This window comes from Williamsia limnetica, from assembly GCF_003217475.1.
Taxonomy (GTDB): domain Bacteria; phylum Actinomycetota; class Actinomycetes; order Mycobacteriales; family Mycobacteriaceae; genus Williamsia; species Williamsia limnetica.
Genome location: NZ_QJSP01000002.1, coordinates 466,615 through 488,304 on the forward strand (window position 1 = coordinate 466,615; position 21,690 = coordinate 488,304).

Below are 21,690 nucleotides of genomic sequence, written 5' to 3' on the forward strand. Positions count from 1 at the left end.
CGTACGCACGTAGGTGGCGCGAACTTGGCTCAGGTTGCGGTCATCAACCCGTGAGTCGTCAGGGCCTGCACCAGTATTCGTCGGAATCGGACGGGGTGTTCGAGGTCTTTCCAGTTCCAGCGCACGACGAAGACGCCGATGCGACGCAGATTCTGCTCGCGCCATTTCTCTCGCTCGTACGCCTGCTCGGTTGTCTCACCCGGACGGAGGTAGCGAATGTATTTTGCATAGCCGTCGAACTCCCCGGCCACGAGACCATTCCAGTCGAAGTCGGTGCGGGCCACAAAAGTTCCATCGGCGTCGAGAAACCTGTGTTGCAAGCGAGCGAGGGGGATGTCGCCGAAGCTCAGCATCATCGCGCGGGAGAGGGATTCGCCGACGCTCTCGAACTTTCCGTCGGCCACCGAAAGCGCTGCCCGGGCTACGGAGACACCCGTCCTCCCGACGCTACCGCGCAAGGCGCTCTCAAGCTCGGATCGCGGCACCCCCGCGAACAGCGCTCCATCGAGTACACATACCGCCTGGTAATACGTTCCCGAACGTGCGATGTCGATTGCCGTCCGCGCAGGTGATGTCACGAGATACTCGCCGACCATCACAACCTCGTCCGCTTTCCAGGTGGATCCGTGAATCACGCATCCTCGACCTTTGCGGTGCCCTCCTCCGATTCGGTTGACTGTGAAGTGAACCCGGGCGAGTTCACCGTTTAGCATTGGCAGTCCGTGAAGGACGCCGGCGGACCAGTGGCTGATCGCCTTGCCCGGCTCGCCGCTGTCGGCGGCCGCGAGAACCGTCCGCCGGTAGAGCTCCCGTTCTCGGTCGAATCGATCGAGTTCGATCAAATCTGAGGTGAACGTGTAGAAGCCGCGATGGATCCGGATCAACTGACCTGTCTTGACACGAGTGGCGAGCCGGCGGTCGAGTTCGCCGATCTGCACTGCGTCGCGGCGGCGGACGACTCGGGAATTGTCTGCATTGGGTTCGTTCATGAGCCGACTGTCGGAGTCGTCACCGACAGAGTTCGCGCGAGTCCGTCGCTCGACGGCGGGTCTGTGGAAACCCGACTGGTCTGTGGACAGAAGTTCGCGCCACCTGCGTGCGTACGCGCCAGTTGCAACCGGCGCGTACGCACGCAGATGGCGCGAATTTGGGAGGGAGGGGGAATCAAGCGTTGCGGTAAGGCATGTATTGCACCGACCACTGGTTGCCGTCTGGGTCGGCGAAACCGATGAAGTGACCCCAGGCCTGCACGTCGACCTCGCCGGGATCGATGCCCACCGCCAACAGGTGGTCGCGGGCTTCGTTGATGTCGGAGACGACGACCTGCATGCCCTTGACCGAGCCGGGCTCGGCGTCGGTGAGGCCTTTGCCGAAGGCGATGGAGCAGGCTGATCCCGGCGGGGTCATCTGGACGAAGCGGATCTCGTCGGAGACGACGTGATCGTGGTCGACGTTGAAGCCGACTTTCTTGTAGAAGTCCCTCGCGCGGTCGACGTCGGTGACGGGAAGGATGACGAGTTCGAGTGTCCAGTCCATGATGTTCCTCCAGTGCGTGTGGTGGTCTGTTCTGTACTGCTGAGAACATCATCGCAACGATTGAGGACAGGTTCGGTCCTCAATGTTCGGTCCGCTGCAATTCGGGTAGGTAAGGCGGATGGACAGCACTGATTTATTGATCATCGGCAGTGGCCCCGGCGCGGTGTCGGCGGCGGAGAGCTACCGCGACAACGGTGGCGGCGGACGAGTGCTGCTCGTGACGACGGACCCCGATTTGCCGTACTTTCGGCCACCCCTGAGCAAGGATTATCTGCAGGGGGAGAGCAGCGCCGACGACGTCGCGCTGCACCCTCAGGACTGGTACACCGAGCGCAATCTCGAAGTACTTACCGGCACATCGGTCACCGAACTCGATACCACCGCGAAGACAGCGAAGCTCTCGACAGGCGAGACCGTTGACTTCGCAACCGCGATCATCGCCACAGGTGCCCGCCCGGCGCCGATTCCGGTACCCGGTGGCGAACATGCGCTGCTGCTGCGCTCTTTCACCGACGCGACGAGCCTGCGTGATGCCGCAGCCAAGGCCGACTCGGCCGTGGTCATCGGTGCAGGTTTCATCGGTTGTGAGGCTGCCGCATCGCTCGCTGCGCGCGGGGTGAACACCACCCTCGTCGCCCCGGACGACGTTCCGCAGGGGAGTCGACTCGGTCCCGACGCCGGCGTCAGGATCCGGGCGATGCTGGACGGTAGCGGCGTGCGCTACGTCGGCGGGGCCGGCGTCACCGACATCGAACCAGGCACGGTCACGCTGGACGACGGCGTACGCATCGACACCGACCTCATCCTCGCGGCGACCGGGATCGAGCAGAACTCAGGCCTTGCGGAGTCGGCCGGCCTCGACCTCGACGAGGGCCGGATCGTCGTCGACGAACACATGCACACCAGTGCCGACTCGGTCCTTGCTGCCGGCGACGTCGCCTCAGCGCACAATCCCACCGCCGGCCGCCACATCGCGACCGAACACTGGCAGGATGCGGTCGACCAGGGGGAGGTGGCCGGTGCGACCGCGGCGGGTGTCGAGAAGTCGTGGGATGCCGTACCGGGATTCTGGACGACCATCGGCGACCACACCCTCAAGTACGCGGCATGGGGTGACGGCTTCGACACTGCGCACCTGGTCGAACGCGGAGGCGGTTTTCCCGACGGCGGATTCACCGTCTGGTATCAGCGCGACGGGGTCACCGTAGGAGGCCTCACCTACAACAATGACGACGACTACGATCTCGCGGAGAAGTTGGTCGCCGGCCGCAAGTCACCACCGGCATGATGCGAACTATTTGCGCTATGCCAACGTGATTCGCAAGTTGGAGTCAATTCGCCGATTCAGCTGACGTGGCGGCACCGGCAGGGTTGTAATCCGAGCCATGGCCTACGACACAGTGATCCGCCGCGGTCGGTGGTTTGACGGCACCGGAGCCCCGTCGGGTGTCCGCGACATCGGAATCCGGGATGGTCGCGTCGTCGAGATCTCGGTGGACGCCCTCGACACCGACGGTTGCGCCGACGTCATCGACGCAACAGGTCTGTGGGTGCTTCCGGGCATGGTCGACATCCACACCCACTACGACGTGGAGGTGCTCGGAGGCCCTGGCCTGAGTGAGTCGCTGCGCCACGGCGTGACGACGGTGCTGCTCGGTTCCTGCTCGCTGTCGACCATCCACGTCGACGCCGATGTGGCCGGGGACCTCTTCGGACGTGTCGAAGCGATCCCCCGCAGCCATGTCATCTCGAACGTCGAGCAGCACAAGACATGGCGCAGTGCCGCCGAATACGTCGAAGCCCTCGAGTCACTCGCCCTGGGCCCGAACATCGCGGCCTTCATCGGTCACTCCGACATCCGGGCGGCGACGATGGGTCTCGATCGCGCGACGCGCAGCGATGTGGTGCCCACGGCCACGGAACAAGTTCGTATGGAACGCATGCTCACCGACGCGTTGGATGCCGGTTTCGTCGGGTTGTCCTCGCAGCAGCTGCTCTTCGACAAACTCGACGGCGTCACCTGCAGGTCGCGGACCCTGCCGTCCACGTATGCGAAGCGACGAGAGCTACGCCGGCTCAACGCGATCTTGCGCACACGGGCGCGGGTACTGCAGTCCGGTCCGGACATCTCGCGTCCGCTCAACGTGTTGACGCAGCTGTTCACGTCGCTGGGACTGGGACGGCCGCAACTGAAGACGAGCCTGCTGTCGGCCGCCGACATCAAAGCTCGCCCGGAGGTCGTCCATGCCATGGGCCCGATGGCCAGGCTGATCAACAGGCTCGGTGGCGATTTCCGGTGGCAGCACCTACCGGTGCCGTTCGAGGTCTACGCCGACGGCATGGAACTCGCCGTGTTCGAGGAGTTCGGGTCGGGCGCGGCAGCGCTGCATCTGCAGGACGAGATAGATCGCAACGAGCTGATGCGGGACGAGGGTTACCGTCGCCGCTTTCGCAAGGACTACGACAAGAAGTACGGTCCGCGGGTCTGGCATCGGGATTTCTTCGACGCGGAGATCGTCGAATGCCCGGACCCGGCTGTGGTCGGTAAGACCTTCGGCGATGTCGGCCTCGACCGCGGCGGGCTCCACCCCGTCGACGCGTACCTCGATCTGCTGCTCGAGCACGGTCCGAAAGTCCGATGGCGCACCACCATCTCCAATCATCGGCCCGAGCTGCTCAAGAAGCTCGCCAGGGATCCCGGGATCCAGATCGGCTTCTCTGACGCCGGCGCGCACCTGCGGAGCATGGCGTTCTACAATTTCGGGCTGCGGCTGCTCCGGCACGTGCACACCGCGGCCCGCGCCGGCGAGCCGTTCATGACAGTCGAACACGCCGTCCACCGGCTGACCGGAGAACTCGGCGACTGGTACGGCATCGACGCCGGGCACCTGCGCGTCGGCGATCGGGCTGACCTGTTCGTGCTCGACCCCGAGCATCTCGACGGCTCACTCGAGGACTACCGCGAGGCGGAGGTCGAGCAGTTCGGCGGCCTCTCGCGCATGGTGAACCGCAATGAGCGCACCGTCCGCGCCGTGATGGTGGGCGGTGAGACCGTGTTCGCCGACGACACCCCGGCACAAGCGCTGGGGCACAAACGCTTCGGACGTTTTCTGTCCGCACACACCAACGAAACGAGGTACGAACGTGTCAGCTGACAACCAAACCTTCCCTGGGCAGTCCACTGTTTCTGAGGAGTCCGTCGTCCTGGGTCTCTGGGCCGCACTGAGCATGCGGGACTGGGACGGGATCAAGGAGTTCGTCTCCGACGACTGCATCTACGTCGACATGCCGGTCGGACCCACGGCCGCGGCCCGCGGCCCTGATGACATCGTGAAGCGACTGAAAATCGGCCTGGAGCCGTTGGCCGACTACGTGAATCATGACGGGCTGCTCGTCGCCAACGGCCAAGACGTGATGTACGAGCACAGTGAGACCTGGACGTGGCCGACCGGGGAAACGGCGGTGCTCTCGTTCGTCACCGTCCACAAGGTGGTCGACGGCAAGGTCACCCTGTGGAAGGACTACTGGGACTTCGGTGGGCTGGCATCGACCGCCCCGGCCAACTGGATGGAACAACTCGCTGCGTCCGACATGTCCTGGATGTACGACGCCACCGGCCAGATCTGAGGCGGCTCTCAGTAGTAGACCGGGCCGACGACACCACCGCCGACAGCGATCGCGTCGCCGGTGATGCCGATACTGCGCGGTGAGGCGAGGAACGCGACCACGTCGGCAACCTCGGCGGCATCGACTATCCGGCGAATCGAGTTGGTGGCCAGTTCCTTTTCCAGATCGGTGACGGGTACACCTGACTCGGCGGACTTCTCAGCGAGCTGCTGATCCAGTCGCGCGGTGCGGGTCCGGCCGGGGTGCACCACGGTGACGTTGATGCCGTGCGGTCCGAGCTCGTCGGCCAGGTTCTTGGTGAGTGCGGACACGCTGACGTTGCGGATGGTCTGCGCGATCGAGTTGGCCTGTCGGGCGCCGAGTCCGCTGATGTTTATGATGCGTCCCCAGCCCTGGTCGATGAGGTGGGGCGCCACCGCCCGAGCCGTTCGCAGGTAGCCGAGCACCTTGATCTCGACCTCCCGCCGGACGACATCGTCGGTGGTCGCTGCAAAATCCGTCGGCTTACCGGCGCTCCATGGTGTCGCGGCCGAGTTCACCAGGATGTCGACCCCACCCAACTCTGCGACCGCGCGGTCCACCAGTGCCTGCACGGACGCGTCGTCGCCGGTGTCGACCGGGATGCCCACGACCTTGCGGCCCGACTTCTCGGCGATGTCGGCGGCGGTGGTATCCAGCGCCTCGACCCCGCGCGCCGCGATGACGACGTCAGAGCCTTCGGCGGCCAGTGCGGTGGCGATCGCCAGTCCGATGCCTTTGCTGCCACCGGTGACGATCGCCCGCTTACCGGTCAGACCCAGGTCCATGTGCCTTCTCCCTGCTTGAGGCGAACGTGTCGCGCGTGTACTCCGGAACATACTTACCCAGCAACAGTGCTCCACCGGCGGAGAGCCCCGACACCGTGAACGCTGCGACCGACAGCGGGAAGAGCGCAGCCGCACCTGCGATCGCCAACGGCCCCGCGAAGAATCCTGCATCGTGGGTCAGTCGCCAGGACGCCAAGAACTCGGCGCGACCGGTTTCTGGTGCCACGTCGGCGCCGATGGTCATGATCACCCCGTTGCCGAAGCCGTTCCCGATACCCATCACGGTCGCGACCGCCGCAAAACCGGCCACCGCAGTGGTGAAGGGCAACGCCACGTACGACACGGCCAATACCAGGATCGATGGGATCGCCACGAAGGTGCGTCCGAAGCGGTCCATCAGGTGTCCGGCCGGGTAGGCGCAGATCACGTCGGCTGCTGCGCCGACTCCGAACAAGAGGCTGGCGACGGCGGGGGAGAGGCCGATGTGGTTGGCCCACAAAGGCAATATGGCATCGCGTGAGCTGCGGGCGACACCGAGGAGCAGCGATCCGGCACCGAGGGTGGACAGCAACCGGCCGTGTTCGGCAAATACCCCGAGGAGGTTGATCGGTGATTGCACCGCGCCTGCGCCCGGTGGATCCGGCAGCCGGGCCATCATCAGTCCGGCGACGATGATCGCCACCAGCTGGACGACGAATCCACCCCGTGCTCCCATCAGCACGATCGCTCCCGCACCGATGAACGGGCCGGCGAAGAAACCGAATCGCATGGCTCCGCCGAAGAGCGACATCGCCCGCGCCCGCCATTCGAACGGCACCGCCAGCGACAGGTAGTTCTGCCGCGCCAGGCCCCACACCGCGTTGGCGAGGCCGACCAGCAGAATCCCCAGGGCCAGCAACCACACCGCCTGCGCCAGTAGGCAGGTCAGTGCACCCACCGCCGCCACCGAACTCGCGAGGACGATCGAACGGCGCTCACCGATGCGCGCGACTATCTGGCCGGAGCAGGTGTCGCCGAAGACCTGTCCGAGTCCGACCAGCGCGACCGCGAGGCCGGCTATCGCCACGCCGGCACCGAGGTCGAGGGCGGCCAGCACCATCACCGGTGCGGCCGCCCCCTGCCCGATGCCGTATGCGGCAGCCGGGAGGTAGACGGTTCCTGCCAGCGACCGTAGTGGACGCTGAGCGTCCAGGGTCGCCGTCATACCGCGGTGGCTGCTTGCTCCCGTGACTCGGCGGCGGTGGGTACGGCCAGGCCATAGTGGCCCCGCAGGGTCGACTCCGTGTAGTCCGTGCGAAAACGGCCGCGCGCCTGCAGGATCGGGACGACCTGGTCGACGAAATCGTCGAGACCACCCGGCAGGTAGGGCGGCATGATGTTGAAGCCGTCAGCCGCATCGGCGTCGACCCAGGCGATCAGGTCGTCGGCGATCTGCTCGGGGGTGCCTGCGATGCTGCGGTGGCCCCGACCGCCACCGAGTTCGCCGATCAGCTCCCGAATCGTCAAATCACCCTTCGCGGCGAGCTGCCGGACAAGCGTCGACCGGCTCTTGTGTCCTTCGATCTCCGATTCCGGTGGGAGCTCGGGGAGCCGGGCGTCCAGGGATAGTCCCGTGAGGTCGACGTTGAAGAAGGCCGACAGCTGCCCGAGCGCGTAGTCGGGGGAGATGAGGTCGGTGAACTCGCGTTCGAGGGCTTTGGCCTCCGCCTCGGTAGAGCCGATGAAGGGGACTATGCCCGGCAGGATCTGCAGATCGGAGTACGTGCGACCGTACTTCGGCAACCGGCTCTTGAGGTCCTGGTAGAAGCTTCGACCCTCGGCGATGGTGCGCTGCGCGGTGAACACCACCTCGGCGTGGTGCGCCGCGAGTTCCTTGCCGTCTTCCGAGGACCCGGCCTGCACCAGTACCGGCCTGCCCTGTGGGGATCGCGGCGAGTTCAACGGACCGCGAACCGAGAAGTGCTCGCCCACGTGGTCGATGGTCCGGACCCGATCCGGATCGGCGAAGACTGCGCTCTCCACATCGAGCACCACGGCGTCCTGATCCCAGCTGTCCCACAGTTTCGTCACGACGTCGACGAACTCCTGGGCCCGGCGGTACCTGCCCGCGTGCTCAGGGATGGAGTCGAGGCCGAAGTTGAGGGCTTCCTGACTGTTGCCCGATGTGACGATGTTCCAGCCGGCCCGGCCGCCACTGATGTGTTCGAGCGAGGCGAAGGCCCGGGCCAAGGTGTACGGGTGGTTGTAACCCGTTGAGGCGGTGGCGATCAGACCTACCTTGCTGGTCCCGCCGGCAATGGCCGACAGCAGGGTGATCGGTTCGAAGATGGCCTGGGTGTTGCGCCGGATGTTCGGGCCGATCGCCAGACCGTCGGCGAAGAAGATCGAGTCGAGCTTGCCGCGCTCGGCGATCTGACCGAGCCGGACGAAATGATCAACGTCGAGGACGTGATGTTCGGCGGTGCGTGGATGGCGCCAGGCGGCCTCGTGGTGGCCGACGCCCATGACAAAAGCATTGAGGTGCAGCGTGCGTGACATGTGATTCCTAGGGTCGAGAGGTCGGGGGGGTGGAAAGTCATTCGTTCGAGGGGGTGCGCCACCGTGAGAACCGGCGTTCGATGATCACCAGCACGAAGTTGAATACGAGTCCGACCAACGCGATGGTCAAGATCCCGGCGTACATCTGCGGGATCTGGAAATTGAGCTGGCTGGCCATGATCAGGTAGCCCAGCCCCGATCGCGCCCCGACCATTTCGGCGGCGATGAGAACGAGGATGGAGGCGGCCGCGGACAACCGGATGCCGGTGAAGATGGTCGGTAGGGCCGCGGGCAGGATCACCTTCTGGAAAAGCCGGAACGACGACAGTCCGAGCGAGCGAGCTGACTTGATCAACAGGGGATCGACGGTGCGCACGCCCGAGATGGTGTTCAACAAGATGGGGAACATGCAGGCGTAGATGACGAGCGCCACCTTGGACGTCTCCCCAATACCCAGGATGAGGACGAAGACCGGCAGCAGGGCCAGGGCGGCGGTGTTGCGGAACAACTCGAGAACAGGGTTGAGCAGCTGCGCGACCGGGCGGTACCAGCCGATCACGATGCCGAGTGGCACGGCGACGACCACGGCGACCGTGAAGCCCTTGAGCGCCCGCCCGACACTCGCCGAGATGTGCTCCGACAGTTGACCGCTCTGCGCGAGCTTGATCAGTGCGTCGACGACATCGGAGAACGGCGGCAGGAACGTCTTGTCGACGAGGCCGACCCGTGGGGCCACCTCCCAGAACACGAGCAGCAGGGCCAGCACGATGGTCGTGCGGAACACCCAGTTGCCGGTGCGCAGGACGGTCCGTCCCACCGGCTTGCGGGCTTTGAAGGTCGCAGGTGCGGCAGTCGTTGCCGGCGGTGCTTCGACCTTTGTTACCGGAGATGCCTTCTCCAAGGTGACGTTAGACATGAGCCCCGACCCCTATCTTGTTGGTGCTTGCTACTTCCGGCCGTAGTGAGAGCCAGATCCGGTGCCGGTAGTCCCGGAACTGTTCGGAGGAGCGCAGATCGTCCACGGCCCCATGATCGATGTCGATATCGACGATCTCCTTGATGCGCCCGGGACGTTCGGTCAGCACGGCGACGCGTTGCCCGAGATAGATGGCCTCGTCGATACCGTGGGTGATGAACAGGATCGTCTTGCCGGTGGCCTTCCAGATGCGGAGCAGCTCGTCCTGCAGCGACTCCCTCGTCTGGGCGTCGAGCGCTGCAAACGGCTCGTCCATCAGCAGAACCTCGGGGTCGTAGGCGAGGCTGCGCGCAATGGCCACACGCTGCTTCATACCGCCCGACAACTCGTGGGGGAGATGGTCGGCGAACCCGTCCAGCCCCACCAGGTGGAGGTACTCGTCGGCGATTGTCTTGCGGCGGCGCCGCGGAAGGCCCTTGGCCTCGAGACCGAACTCGACGTTTGCCCGCGCTGACCGCCAGGGGAGCAACGCGTATTGCTGGAAGACGACGCCACGGTCGAGACCGGGGCCGGTGATCGGCCGGCCGTCGAGCAGGATCTCTCCGGAGGTCGGCTTGGTCAGTCCGCCGATGAGGTCCAGCAGGGTCGACTTGCCGCTGCCGCTGGGGCCGACCAGAACGAGGAACTCGCCTTCGGCCGCGGCGATCGTGATGTCGTCGACCGCCACGAAATCGGGTTTGCCTGGTGACGGGAATGATTTGCGTACCGAACGTAATTCGAGCTTGGGTGTGGTCATGATGCAGCCTCCACAGGGGCACCGTCAGGACCCGACTCAGGCGGGTAGGTGCCGTTTGCGTATGGGTTGTCGTCGTTGGTGAAGACGTCTTCCGGGGTGAGCTTTCCCTTCTCGAGTTCACCGTTGCGTACCAGCCAGTCGATCCAGAGCTGGAACTCTTCGGGCTTGATGACGCCGCCGGCGGTCGGGATGGACGAGCTCTGCCAGTAGTCGGCGAGCGCCGGGTCCTCACCCCGACCGCGCTTGCCGATGATGTCCTTGAAGCGTGCGACGACCTCGTCGCGAGGGGTCACCTGGGTCCATCGAACGGCGCGAGCGGTACCTTGCACGAAGTCCTTGACGGCCTCGGGATTTTTCGCGATGAAGTCGTCGCGCAGCACCAGGCTGCCGTAGCTGAAGTCGCCGAACACCGCGTCGGTGAAGAGCTCCCGCAGTCCACCGGTCTCGAGGGCCTTGTCGCGGAAGATGTTGTTGAAGGCGCCGACGTCGATCTGTCCTTGACGAAGAGCGGTCTCGGTGTTGATGGGTGGCACCACCAGCAGCTGCACCGAGGCGATCTCGTCTTTCGAAAGCCCCTCACGTGCAAGCCATTCCCTAATGACGAACTCGGAGTGCGCACCGAGGGTGTTGATGCCGACCTTCTTGCCGATCAGGTCGCGGGCGCTGCGGATCGGGGAGCCGTCGACCACGTAGAATCCGTTGTAGGTCTTGGAATCAGCGCCGTAATAGTCGACAACAGCGGTGATGGGCGACCCGGCCGACTTCAACTTGACGATTGCTCCGTTGAAAGCGCCACCGAAGTCGGAATCTCCTGTTGCCGTCGCCTGGATGGACTGCGGTCCGCTGGTGGTCTCACCCACAGACTTCAGCGTGACCTCGCTGAAGTAGCCGAGATCAGCTGCCAGTTCTGGAAATACGACAGTCGATGGTGAGGCGAGATACCTCAGTTCGGTCTTGCCATCAGCAGTCAGGGTGGCCTCGTCGGACGATGACCCGCACGCAGTCGTGGCCAATCCGAACGAGAGCGTCAGTGCCAGAACCGCAATCGCGCGTAGACGTCCCGGTGTTGTGTGTTTCACGAAATTCCCCTTCGGTTTTCCGCGCGGTGGATCCCGCGGAAAAGTAATTGTTCGAAATCGACGTCCTGCCGAGCCCCTGTCAGCGAACGTCACTGATCGATTCCGTGTGTTGGACCAATGATGTTGGGCGCCGAGCGCCCGTCACAACAAGCTATTTCACGACGTGGAATATTCGGCGCTATTAAATCGTGCCGCGTAAAAGGTCTGGAGAAACCGCCGGTGTTCCCACCGATGAACCGAGCTTGTGCAGCGACGACTCGGACACCACATCGCTGAGCAGAGCCGCGGTGTGCCGCATCGCCGGATAGATCTGAGATATCAAATTCTGATTCAGTCGTACGCTCAGCGCCTGCACACCGATAGAGGCGCGGACGCGTCCTCCCGCGTCGAAGACCGGGACTGCGATCGCGGTGACCTCGGCCGAGTCGGAGATCGCGTAACCACGCCGGCGAGCCGCATCGCCTGCAGTGACTCGCTGTCGCTCTTTTCGCCCGGCGAACGCGGCGATCGCGCGACCCATCGCGGTCGTGTCCAGTGCAGCGCGTTGCTCTGGGATCTGGTGTCCGCAGAAGGCAACCGGAGGGCGCGCCGAGTATACCGTGACCGCTTGGTCGTCCTCGGCGATGCTCAGGCTCGCGGTGACCTTGATCTGCGACGACAGGGTGTGCAGGTGTGGTGCGGCGGCGTCGACGTCGATGCGCCTGGTGGTGGAGGAGGCCAGGGTCAGCAAGCCGTCGCCGATGCCGTAGCAATCGGTCTGCGGGTCTTGGGTCAGCAGCCTGCCCCGCACCAGTGCCTGTGCGATCCGGTGGGTGGTGCTGATCGGAAGTCCCACCCGGCGGGCCAACTCACTGATCAGTATGAACGCATCGGTGTTCTCCAACGCGTACAGGACTGATATCGCCCGTTCGATCGCCTGAGACCCCGTGCGGGGCCGCAGGGGCACTGCGGAATCCGCGCCCTCGCCTGTCTCCATCGCTGTCTCCCCGCCGATTCGTCAACTCTGTAGGTCACGATCCCCGGTGTGCCGTCCGAGCGGAAGGATTGTGCGCGCTGTGATCTTTTCATCGGCATTTTTCGGCGGATTCGCGTGCTGGTTCCACGTTGTGGAAGCCGCACTGGTGTTAATTTCCGGCGCCTTTGATATTTCACCCAGGCCGTGTTCAACGGCGACTCGAGTATTCACCCTTTGCCAAATGAGTTATCTCAAGGCCCGAAGAAAGGATCATCACGGTGACCATCACAGATACCCAGACGCCGGTCGCGTCGACAGCACAATCGATCGAGGTTGCTCCCATCGCCGGTTATCTCGGCGCCGAGGTTTCCGGTCTCGATCTCACGCAGGTGCAGAGCGCGGCGACCCAGCGTGCCCTGGGCGCTGCAGCGCTTCCTGGAGGGTCTGTACGCGGAGAACCGTTTCGGCGGGCGCGAAAAACGTTGGGAGAAGGAGTCTGAGGCGGCGGCACTGACCGAGGAGACGCCCATCATCAGTGAGCATCCCGTTGTGCGGGTACATCCCGTCACCGGTCAGAAGCTGATCTACGTCAACCCGGGATTCACCAGCCGCATCGTCGGACTCAGTGCCTCGCAGAGTGATCGGTTGCTCGATCTGCTGTTCGCGGAGATCACCAATCCTGCATATACCGTCCGCGTCCGCTGGACCCCGGACAGCATCGGGATCTGGGACAACCGCGCGACGATCCACCAGGCACCCACCGATCTCGGCCACCTCGATGTCGTGCGCGTGCTGCACCGCACCACCGTGGAGGGCGACATACCGGTCGGTGTTGCGGGTCAGCAGTCGCGCTCGATCTCCGGTGCACCCTTCTACGCCCGTACCGCCTGACAACCCACTCACACAAGGAAAAGCCATGACCATCACCGATCTCCGCACCGTTGGAGCAGATACATCCGCAGTCCACTTCGCCCGGGTCGCCGGCCACATCGGCGCCGACGTCAGCGGCGTCGACCTGTCCCGACCACTCGATCGTGAGGTGGCCGACGCCGTCGTCGCCGGACTCCATCGGCACAAGGTGATCTTCTTCCGTGATCAGCACATCGACCACGCGCAGCAGATCGCGTTCGCCCGGAACTTCGGGCCGGTGACCGCCTCGCATCCGTACGATGACGATGCGCCGACCGACTTCCCCGAGATACTGAAGATCGACAACCGCGAATACGAGCGCAAGTTCGGGGTCAAGGCCGCCAGTTACACCAACGAATGGCACACCGACGTCACTGCGCTGGTCAATCCACCCGCGGTGTCGATCCTGAGGGCGGGCAACACCCCCGTTCGCGGCGGCGACACCAGCTGGACCAACCTGGCTGCCGCCTATGCGGGGTTGCCGGAGTCCATCAAGGAGCTCGTCGATGGGCTGCGGGCCGAGCACCGGTTCGGCGGTCGTCACCCGGTGTTCAAGGAGGGCAGCAACTATGGCGACAAGGTGGCACGTACGCCGTTGATCGCCGAACATCCGGTGGTCCGGGTTCATCCGGTGACCGGCGAGAAGATCCTCTTCGTGCAACCCGGCTTCACCAGCCGGATCGTCGGCTACAGCAGGCGACAAAGCGACGCCTTGCTCGACCTGCTTTTCGACGAGGTGACCAACGCTGCGTACACGGTCCGATTGCGGTGGCGTGAAGGCACCATCGCGGTGTGGGACAACCGGGCGACAGCGCATCTGGCCCCGGGGGACGTCAATCACCTGGACGTCGCACGCGTGCTCTACCGCACCACCATCGAAGGCGACATCCCGGTCGGCGTCGACGGTGCGTCATCGGTGGCCATCTCCGGCGAACAGTTCATCGGATCCTGACCGGCTCACGACTCACGGTCCATGAGTACCCTGCGATAGCGCGGGCGCCTGACCTGGTTTTGGAATAACGTCAGCAGGGATGACTGAGCCGCTCCGGCGCTACCGCGCGATCATGCACGTCGACCTGGACCAGTTCCAGGTGTCTGTCGAGCGCCGCGGGAACCCCGAACTGATCGGTGTCCCGGTGATCGTCGGTGGCACCGGTGATCCCACTGAACCCCGCAAGGTCGTCACCTGCGCGTCGTACGAAGCCCGTGACCTCGGTGTTCGGGCCGGGATGCCGCTGCGGTCGGCGTTCCGGAAAATGCCCGATGCGGTGTACCTGCCACTGGACCACGCGTCGTATGACGCGGCGTCGGCGGAGGTCATGAACACCCTGCGGAGTTTTGGCTATCCGGTGGAGGTCATCGGCTGGGACGAGGCGTTCCTGGGACTGCCGGCCTCGGAGTCCGAGGTTGACGCGATCGAGTTGGCCCACTCGATCCGTCAGCGGATCCTGGACGAACGCGGACTGTCGTCCGCGGTGGGGATCAGCGACAACAAGCAGCGAGCCAAGATGGCGACGGGTTTTGCCAAACGCGACCCCGAGCACATCTTCGTCCTGAACAACGGCAACTGGATGCCGATCATGGGCGAGCGTGGGGTCGGCGATCTGTGGAGCGTGGGCCCCAAGACCACCGCCAAGCTCGAGGCGCTTGGGATCTCGACCGTCGCACAGTTGGCCACCGAGGATCGCGGGCGGTTGATCTCGGAGTTCGGGCCCCATCTCGGTAACTGGCTCAACCTGCTCTCGCGCGGCGGCGGCGACATACACGTCGAGACGGAGCCGTTCATACCGCGCTCGCACAGCAAGGTCGAGACATTTCCCAAAGACCTGTCCGAGCCGGCCGAGATCGATGAGGCGATTCGCAAGCTGACCCGAGAGTTGTTGGAGCAAGTGGTATCCGAGGATCGGATCGCGTTCCGGGTGGCTGTCACTGTTCGCACGATGACGTTCTACACGCGCACGAAGTCGCGCAAGCTACCTGCACCCACCACCGACATCGATGTCATCGAACCGGCGATGCTCGAGGTACTGCACAAGTTCGAGTTCGACCGACCGATCCGTCTGCTCGGGGTCCGCCTCGACCTGGTGATGCCGGAATAGCCCCTTGGCACCGACGGCGGTGCTAGTTTTCGTCCGGGGCGCCAGAAGGGAATGAGCATGCGGTGGACAAAGCGATCAGGTGTGGCGGCGGCTGCGTTGGCACTGGTCATCGGGCTGGGATTCGCACCCGCTGCGACCGCTGCTCCGCTGCCCGTCGACCACAATTTCCTCGCGGGGATACCCGCCGAACTCGCGAACCCGGGTGGCTCGCTTCCCGGGTCCAACGACTACAGCTGCAAACCCTCACCTGAACATCCCAATCCGGTGGTCCTGGTGCACGGGACGGCCGGTAGTCAGCAGACGAATTGGATCTCACTGGTACCCGCACTCAAAAACGAAGGCTACTGCGTCTTCGCGCTGACGTACGGCGAGCTGTCACCACAGTGGCCGCTGTCGAGGATCGGTGGACTCGGCGACAAGACTGTCAGTGCGTGGCAGCTCAAGGTGTTCGTCGACGACGTCCTCGCCAAGACCGGTGCGGAAAAGGTTGACATCGTGGGGCATTCGCAAGGTACTCAGATCCCGACGTACTGGGCGAAGTACTACGGAGGCGCCCGCCACATCGACAAGTACGTGTCGCTGGCGCCGTTCTGGCAGGGATCCGATGGCGACGGGCAGGGACGCTCTGATCTCATCGCCATGTTCGCCGACGCGCTCGGACTGCCACCGGCAGCGATCCCGCAGACGGACTGCCCCGATTGTGTCGCGGCCCCGAATGACGACGATTTCGCAGCAGCCATCGACGCGCCGAACGGACCGTACGTGCAGGGCATCGACTACACCAACATCGTCACCCGCTACGACCAGCTCGTGACGCCGTACACCAGCGGTATCCTCGCCGGTCCTGCCGGCGTCGAGGTCACCAATATCGTTGTGCAGGATACGTGTTCGCTGGATCGTTCGGATCACCTGTCGATCGTCGCGAACCAGCGGTCGGAGGCGATGGTCCTCAACGCGCTTGACCCGCAGCATCCGCGGCCGGTTCCGTGCCTGGCGGTCCCGCCTTACACCGGGGCGTAAACGAGTTTCAAAAATGCGTCGAGCAGGATCCCGCACTGTCGGTGTGATTCTTCTGCGCGCGCGCTGATCTCGGCGGTGATCTTCTGAAGGTCGATACCCCGTTCGACGACGAGTTGCCCTTCGCGGCTCACCGCCCAGCTGGCCTGCCACGTCGCCCACACCGCTGGTGAGATCTCGGGGTGGAACTGCACTCCGAGGTTGCGGCCGAACGTGAACGCTTGCAGCGCGGCTCCGTTGCGCGCGATCTCGCGGGCGCCCGGTGGGAGTGAGAAGCGGTCGTAGTGCATCTGCATCCAGGGCCCGTTCGACACCAGTTCGGGCGCCACGCTGTTCACCGTCACGTACCCGTGCTCGGGGTGGTCGGATCGCTTAACGGTGCCGCCCAGCACCCGACTGAGCAGTTGTCCACCGAAGCACACACCGAAGATCGGCACGTTCGCCGCCAGCGCTGCTCGCAAATAGGTCAGCTCCGCGGCCAGCCACGGCACCGAATCGTCGTATGCCGATTCGGATGAGCCCATCACGATGATGAAGTCGAAACCGCTGAGGTCGGGGAGTTCGCCGGCGGGGTGCACGATCTGGACCTCGTAGCCGCGGTCAGCGACATGTTCGCGGAGGGTGCCGGTGTCGGCGATACCGCGGTCGGTGTCGGTGTCGTGAACTACGAACAGTGCTCTGCCGCGGTGGGCCGACGAGCTGTCGCTGCGCGGGGCCATCACGTTTTGTCGGGGATCTGCGCGGCGATGTAGACCCCGAGTGCGGCGTAGCTGACGGCGACGGCGGTCAGGGCATACTTCGGCAGCTTCGGGATGCCGCCGGTGGTCAGTGCGGCTGTGGCGTCCCACGCGTCGACCCCGGCGCCCGACAGCAGCAGCTTCTTGAGCAGCGGGTTCTCCTGCGCCTGCGCGGCGGCGATCACGACACCACCGAGGTAGACCTCGCGGGCACCGAACATCTTGTTGGTCAGTTTTGCGCCGGGCAGGGCGGCTTCGGTGCCGATCACACCTTGGGCGGTGGTCTTGGGGGCGAACATGTAGCCGAGGCCGAGCCCCGCGCGTCCCGCCCCGAGCAGTATGGCCATGGTCTTCACGTCGATCTTTGATGCGGGAAGCTTCATTGCTGTCTCCTGAGCTGGCGATGGGAGTTTCGTCCAGTATGGCCAAAACCGTCTGACTCTGGACATTCTGGGGCCTGCGGTAGCGGTCGTGTGGCCTTTTTCGCGTGGTCACTCTGGGATCGACTCGATCACACCGCGAGTGACCCCACGGCGCACTACTGCTTCGGCGTCCCGCGCCCAAAGCGACGAACCCTCACACTATGGAGTTGTCAATGTTCGAGCCGCGCCGGTGTCATCCGGTGCTGCGGTAGTAGCTTCGGGCTGCGTCGTCGTGTGGAGTTTCTCGTGAACTTGTGGCGGCCTCGATCGGGCCGGCCGGGCCTGTTAGGCGGCGAGTGGTTCGTTGGTCAGGGTGCGTCTGGCGTGCGAACGCATTGGCGTGGTGGTGCCGGGTTTGATGAACCAGGGGTGGCCGTCGTGTCCGAGGAACACGGTCCAGCCTTTGTGGTGGATGTAGTTGTGATGCCTGCGGCACAGCAGGACGGTGTTGGTCAGGCTCGTCTCGCCGCCGTGGCTCCAGAACGTGATGTGATGAGCATCGGTCCATCCGGCGGGACAGCCGCAGCCGGGGAACGCGCAGCCTTTGTCCCGCGCAATCAGTGCTTTGCGGATGGCGGGTGTGACCGTCCGGAACTCACGCCCCACCTGCAGGGGCACAGCATTGTTGTCGAGCAGGATCTTGGTGATCACCGAATCACACGCGGTCATCTGCGCGGTGGAGGCCGAGACGGGCCCGGTCCATTCGAACGTCGCGGGCGCGGTCGGGACTTTCGCGCCCGGGATGCCGTTCATCTGAAACGCCAGGAGTTGCTCAGCGGAGACGGTCATCGTCACCCGCGGCTTGACGCCACCTTCGGTGGGCCGGTCGTGGTGGGCGAAGAACACGTCCAGGATTTTTCCGAGGGCTTCGGCGAGACGTTGCGAGGTGCTGCGCGGATCCGGTGACCCGTCCGGTTCAGGAACCGGCTTGGCCAGCGGACGCAACGCGGTCGCCAGTTTCTCCCCGAGGGTTTTGTCCAGGTCGAGGGTGCCGTGGGTGCGGCCGTCATCGCCGGTCCCGAACGACACCTCGTTGAGCTCATCGTTCTCCGCATCGGGCGTTTCTTTGTCCGGCGGCGACAAGGCGATCGCCATCTCGTGGGCCCGCTCTATGACCGCGGCCGGCGTCGAAATGCGCGCCTGGGTCAACAACCCACGCACGCAGTCGTCCCGGTCGGTCTCCGACAGGTCGGGGTCACGGCGGTCGATGTGGTGCAAGCCTTTGACGATGGCGTCCACGTGCTCCCCGGACAGAGTCCCGTCCACGGCATACGCAGCGACCGAGGGAATGGATCCGAGGGCGCGACCGACCCGTACGTAGCGGTGCGCAGCGGCCGGTGATACCTGCACCGATTGCAGAAGCTCAGCAGTCGAATCCGCGCCGAGTGTCTTGGCGACCCCACGCTTGTCGAGGTCGGCGGTGAACCGAAACAGCAATGCGTCCAACACATTCTTGGCCCGCAATGCGTAGACCGTTTCCTCGGACAACGCCACGTCGTCGAGCGGTGCGAGCAGCAGTGGATCAGCCGCCATTGTTGATAGGTGTTCGAACAGCCCCCGAAAGTTCATGACTCAAATCTACCGTGAAAATCGGACTAGCACAAGTGTTCGAAGAGACTTATTTTGCTGTGCTGCAACATCTTTCGCCACGCGAAGCACTGTCGGCGGCAGTGTAACAAGGGGGTCTGACATCGCCTGTTACGCACGAAAAGGGCACGCTCGACGGCTGTTTCGGCACGCTCGGCCGCCGGATCGGCGCGGTCGGCGGAGATGGGGGAGACGAAACTCAGTCGTCAGGGCTCGCGCGGGATCGCCATTCGAACAAGCCGCGCCGCGGGATCGGGTGCGAGACCGAGCTGTTCCCAGGGTGTTTCGGTCTCGACCACGGCGAACGCCGACGTCGGGAATCGTTCGATCTGTCCCGTGGGATCAAGGGTCAGTGCTGTTGCCGGCATCCCGGGTTCGTGTCCGACAACGAGCAGCGTCTGCGCGTCGGACGGCGCATGCAGACGGATCGCCTCGAGAATGTGGTCGGGATGGCCGCCGTAGATGTCATCGACATAGGTCACCGGCGCAGCGATACCTGTGCGCTCCAACGTCTGGCGGGTCCGGGTCGACGTTGAGCAGAGCACATGGTCGACCGCGAGGCCCGATTCGGCGATCCAGCGCCCGGCGAGCGCGGCTTCACGACGTCCGCGCTCGGCCAGCGGACGCTCGTGGTCGCGGACTCCGTCCGGATAGCCGGATTTGCCGTGCCGCATCAAGATCAGTGTGCTCGTCACTGTTCCGACGGTAGTCGCCTGACGGTGACCGGACAAAGGCATCGCCGACGCGCCTCGCAAGTTCGAAAGCTCGAGAGTCGCAGTCGGCCTAACCTTCGTTCGCCGGGCGGAGGAAGTCGCCGGCGACTTCGACGGCAGGCTGCGAGCTACCACCCCCGACGACGAGCGACGCGAACGCGATGTCGCCCGAGATCCCGGTGAACCAACCGTGTGCATCGCCGCTGTCGCCGTACTCGGCGGTCCCGGTCTTGCCACCTAGACCACCGATGTCGCTGAGAGCGCTCGCGGTGCCTGACGTGACCGTTTGCCGCATCATCGCGCGCAACTGGCCGATCACCCTCGGGTCAAGAGGTTCCGGTGTCATGTTCGCGGTGGTCGTCTCGCCCACGATCAGACTCGGCAAGACCATGGAACCGTGTCCGAGGCTGGCTTCGACGACGGCCATCCCGAATGGTGATGCCGTCACGCTGCCCTGCCCGATACCGTTCTCCACTCGTAACGCGGGGCTGTCCGCGCGGGGCACAGCCCCGGTCACGGTGACGATCCCGGGAACCACGAAGTCCACACCGAGGCCCAACTGCTCCGCCACCGCCGGTAGTGCGTCAGGGCCGAGCCGGTTCGACAGCGTGGCCATCGTGGTGTTGCACGACCGAGAGAAAGCGGTGGACAGGGGTACAGCGCCGAGGTCGAAGTCGTCCTCGTTGGGTATGGTCCGGCCCTCTATGGTGGCTCGGCCTGGGCATGGGAGGACTGTGTCGGGCGTGGCGGTGCCCGAGGACAGCGCTGCTGCGGTGGTGATCGTCTTGAAGGTCGAGCCGGGCGGATAGAGGCCGCTGAGCGCGATTGCGCCACCGGCGTCCGCGGCGCTGTTCTGTGCCACCGCGAGAAGTCCACCGGTCGACGTCGACATTGCCACGAGTACGGCCGGTTTACCTTGTGCGGCAACGGCTTGCTGCGCGAGCAGCTGCAGCCGTCGATCCAGGGTCAGCTGTAACGGATCGGCGGGCTGTGCAGCAACCGACGTGAGCTGGTCAACGGGGTTTCCGCTGTCGTCGACGATGCTGACGGACCATCCGGCACCCCGCGAGATGCGGTCGTTCCAGGCCTTGTCGATACCCCCGAGTAACGGCGACTTCAGGGCCCTGTCGACGGTGAGGAGTTTTCCCTGCTCCACGACGGTGACTCCGCTGATCGACTCGAGCCGGGACCGGACGCTGTCCAGGTCACGCTCACGCAGCGTCGCAACGGTGACGACATCTGTCTGCTGCTGTCCGGCCGCACTTTTGATCGACTTGTCGGTGATGGAAGGATCGATTCCGGCGAGAACAGGGGCCAATGCAGCTGATCCCTCTGAAAGGGCATCGCGGCGAAGGGTGACCACACCCACCGTGTGCCAAGTCATCAGGGCCGCACCGCCGCGATCGACCACAGGAGTCATCACGTTCTTGTCGTCCGAATACTGCAAGTGCGTTCCCGGCGCGAGGTTCTTGTGCAGCAGGGTCGAAGACCATTCGAGGCGCCAGCCGTCGTCGGTGTCGATGGCGCGCCCGCCGGTCTCGTAGTCGAGTCCTCGTCCCTCACCGAACTCCCACGACATCGTCAGAAGTCCTGTACCGCTCTCATCGTCCACGTCATGGGCGCTGACCCGCACCTCGGCGTTTTCTCCGAGGTGGGTGAACATGTCGCTGATCGCCGATTCTGCCGCGGCGGGGTCAGTGGTGTGTTCGGCTGCCTTGCTCGCGTCGCCGGAACTCAACGCCGACGCGAAAGAGCCAAAAGGATCTTCTGGGTTGTCGCCGAGCGCAGCGCAACCTGCGGTCAACAGCGTCGTGACCATCAGCAGGATTCCCGCCGCCAACCGAGTGCGCTCAACGTTTCTCATCGTTCGCGAACTCAACCAGCACGCACCCTGCATAACAACCGCCGACACAGGTGGTAGGCGATAGCGTTTGGCTATCGGCGCAGTTGGGG

Annotated in this window: 21 protein-coding genes; 7 read left to right on the forward strand and 14 right to left on the reverse strand. The window is 64.5% G+C overall.

The window, feature by feature from the left end:
* Positions 1-29: 29 nt before the first annotated feature.
* Positions 30-989: a type IV toxin-antitoxin system AbiEi family antitoxin domain-containing protein gene (locus tag DFR67_RS04855; protein ID WP_110468261.1), complete on the reverse strand. Its 960-nt coding sequence runs from the start codon at positions 987-989 to the stop codon at positions 30-32.
* Positions 990-1,164: 175 nt separating this feature from the next.
* Entirely contained in the window at positions 1,165-1,536 is a 372-nt protein-coding gene (locus DFR67_RS04860; protein WP_110468262.1) for a VOC family protein, read from the reverse strand.
* A 118-nt stretch (positions 1,537-1,654) separates the two neighbouring features.
* Between DFR67_RS04860 and DFR67_RS04865 the strand changes: the two genes are divergently transcribed.
* From DFR67_RS04865 to DFR67_RS04875, 3 genes are all read left to right on the forward strand, one after another.
* On the forward strand, positions 1,655-2,824 hold the full coding sequence (locus DFR67_RS04865) for an NAD(P)/FAD-dependent oxidoreductase (RefSeq protein WP_110468263.1): 1,170 nt from the start codon (positions 1,655-1,657) through the stop codon (positions 2,822-2,824).
* Between the two features lie 97 nt (positions 2,825-2,921).
* Entirely contained in the window at positions 2,922-4,691 is a 1,770-nt protein-coding gene (locus DFR67_RS04870) for an N-acyl-D-amino-acid deacylase family protein (protein ID WP_110468264.1), read from the forward strand.
* Positions 4,681-5,163 (forward strand): nuclear transport factor 2 family protein, encoded by a 483-nt coding sequence (locus tag DFR67_RS04875; RefSeq protein WP_281268306.1) that lies wholly within the window; start codon positions 4,681-4,683, stop codon positions 5,161-5,163. The genes DFR67_RS04870 and DFR67_RS04875 overlap by 11 nt, the downstream gene beginning before the upstream one ends.
* 8 nt (positions 5,164-5,171) lie before the next feature.
* On the opposite strand, the gene DFR67_RS04880 is transcribed toward DFR67_RS04875, so the two are convergent.
* From DFR67_RS04880 to DFR67_RS04910, 7 genes are all read right to left on the reverse strand, one after another.
* A complete protein-coding gene (locus DFR67_RS04880; RefSeq protein ID WP_110468265.1) occupies positions 5,172-5,969 on the reverse strand; it encodes an SDR family NAD(P)-dependent oxidoreductase in 798 nt (265 codons plus the stop codon).
* On the reverse strand, positions 5,947-7,173 hold the full coding sequence (locus DFR67_RS04885) for an MFS transporter (protein WP_110468266.1): 1,227 nt from the start codon (positions 7,171-7,173) through the stop codon (positions 5,947-5,949). The genes DFR67_RS04880 and DFR67_RS04885 overlap by 23 nt, the downstream gene beginning before the upstream one ends.
* Positions 7,170-8,507, reverse strand: a complete 1,338-nt coding sequence (locus DFR67_RS04890; RefSeq protein ID WP_110468267.1) for an LLM class flavin-dependent oxidoreductase — start codon at positions 8,505-8,507, stop codon at positions 7,170-7,172. Before DFR67_RS04890 ends, DFR67_RS04885 begins: the two co-directional genes overlap by 4 nt.
* Before the next feature lie 37 nt (positions 8,508-8,544).
* Positions 8,545-9,423, reverse strand: coding sequence for an ABC transporter permease (locus DFR67_RS04895; protein WP_110468268.1), 879 nt, complete (start codon positions 9,421-9,423; stop codon positions 8,545-8,547).
* Entirely contained in the window at positions 9,416-10,219 is an 804-nt protein-coding gene (locus tag DFR67_RS04900) for an ABC transporter ATP-binding protein (RefSeq protein ID WP_110468269.1), read from the reverse strand. Before DFR67_RS04900 ends, DFR67_RS04895 begins: the two co-directional genes overlap by 8 nt.
* Complete coding sequence (locus DFR67_RS04905) at positions 10,216-11,298, reverse strand: ABC transporter substrate-binding protein (RefSeq protein WP_425451245.1); 1,083 nt, start codon at positions 11,296-11,298, stop codon at positions 10,216-10,218. The genes DFR67_RS04900 and DFR67_RS04905 overlap by 4 nt, the downstream gene beginning before the upstream one ends.
* Before the next feature lie 181 nt (positions 11,299-11,479).
* Positions 11,480-12,274, reverse strand: a complete 795-nt coding sequence (locus DFR67_RS04910; RefSeq protein ID WP_110468270.1) for an IclR family transcriptional regulator — start codon at positions 12,272-12,274, stop codon at positions 11,480-11,482.
* A gap of 390 nt (positions 12,275-12,664) precedes the next feature.
* On the opposite strand from DFR67_RS04910, the gene DFR67_RS04915 reads away from it, so the two are divergent.
* From DFR67_RS04915 to DFR67_RS04930, 4 genes are all read left to right on the forward strand, one after another.
* Positions 12,665-13,144: a TauD/TfdA dioxygenase family protein gene (locus DFR67_RS04915; protein ID WP_245937724.1), complete on the forward strand. Its 480-nt coding sequence runs from the start codon at positions 12,665-12,667 to the stop codon at positions 13,142-13,144.
* 25 nt (positions 13,145-13,169) lie between these two features.
* The gene (locus tag DFR67_RS04920; protein WP_110468271.1) at positions 13,170-14,114 is read left to right on the forward strand and encodes a TauD/TfdA dioxygenase family protein; all 945 of its coding nucleotides are present in this window, start codon (positions 13,170-13,172) and stop codon (positions 14,112-14,114) included.
* A 79-nt stretch (positions 14,115-14,193) separates the two neighbouring features.
* Positions 14,194-15,261, forward strand: a complete 1,068-nt coding sequence (locus DFR67_RS04925) for a DNA polymerase IV (RefSeq protein ID WP_110468272.1) — start codon at positions 14,194-14,196, stop codon at positions 15,259-15,261.
* 57 nt (positions 15,262-15,318) lie between these two features.
* Positions 15,319-16,281, forward strand: a complete 963-nt coding sequence (locus tag DFR67_RS04930; RefSeq protein WP_110468344.1) for an esterase/lipase family protein — start codon at positions 15,319-15,321, stop codon at positions 16,279-16,281.
* On the opposite strand, the gene DFR67_RS04935 is transcribed toward DFR67_RS04930, so the two are convergent.
* The 5 genes from DFR67_RS04935 to DFR67_RS04955 all read right to left on the reverse strand — a co-directional run bounded on the left by DFR67_RS04935 (position 16,266) and on the right by DFR67_RS04955 (position 21,601).
* On the reverse strand, positions 16,266-16,997 hold the full coding sequence (locus DFR67_RS04935) for a type 1 glutamine amidotransferase (RefSeq protein WP_110468273.1): 732 nt from the start codon (positions 16,995-16,997) through the stop codon (positions 16,266-16,268). The two genes, DFR67_RS04930 and DFR67_RS04935, sit on opposite strands and share 16 nt — an antisense overlap.
* Complete coding sequence (locus tag DFR67_RS04940) at positions 16,997-17,398, reverse strand: hypothetical protein (protein ID WP_110468274.1); 402 nt, start codon at positions 17,396-17,398, stop codon at positions 16,997-16,999. Before DFR67_RS04940 ends, DFR67_RS04935 begins: the two co-directional genes overlap by 1 nt.
* 324 nt (positions 17,399-17,722) lie before the next feature.
* Positions 17,723-19,006: an HNH endonuclease signature motif containing protein gene (locus DFR67_RS04945; protein ID WP_245937725.1), complete on the reverse strand. Its 1,284-nt coding sequence runs from the start codon at positions 19,004-19,006 to the stop codon at positions 17,723-17,725.
* A 224-nt stretch (positions 19,007-19,230) separates the two neighbouring features.
* Entirely contained in the window at positions 19,231-19,761 is a 531-nt protein-coding gene (locus DFR67_RS04950; protein WP_110468275.1) for a SixA phosphatase family protein, read from the reverse strand.
* A gap of 46 nt (positions 19,762-19,807) precedes the next feature.
* On the reverse strand, positions 19,808-21,601 hold the full coding sequence (locus DFR67_RS04955; protein ID WP_110468346.1) for a penicillin-binding transpeptidase domain-containing protein: 1,794 nt from the start codon (positions 21,599-21,601) through the stop codon (positions 19,808-19,810).
* Between the last annotated feature and the right edge of the window lie 89 nt (positions 21,602-21,690).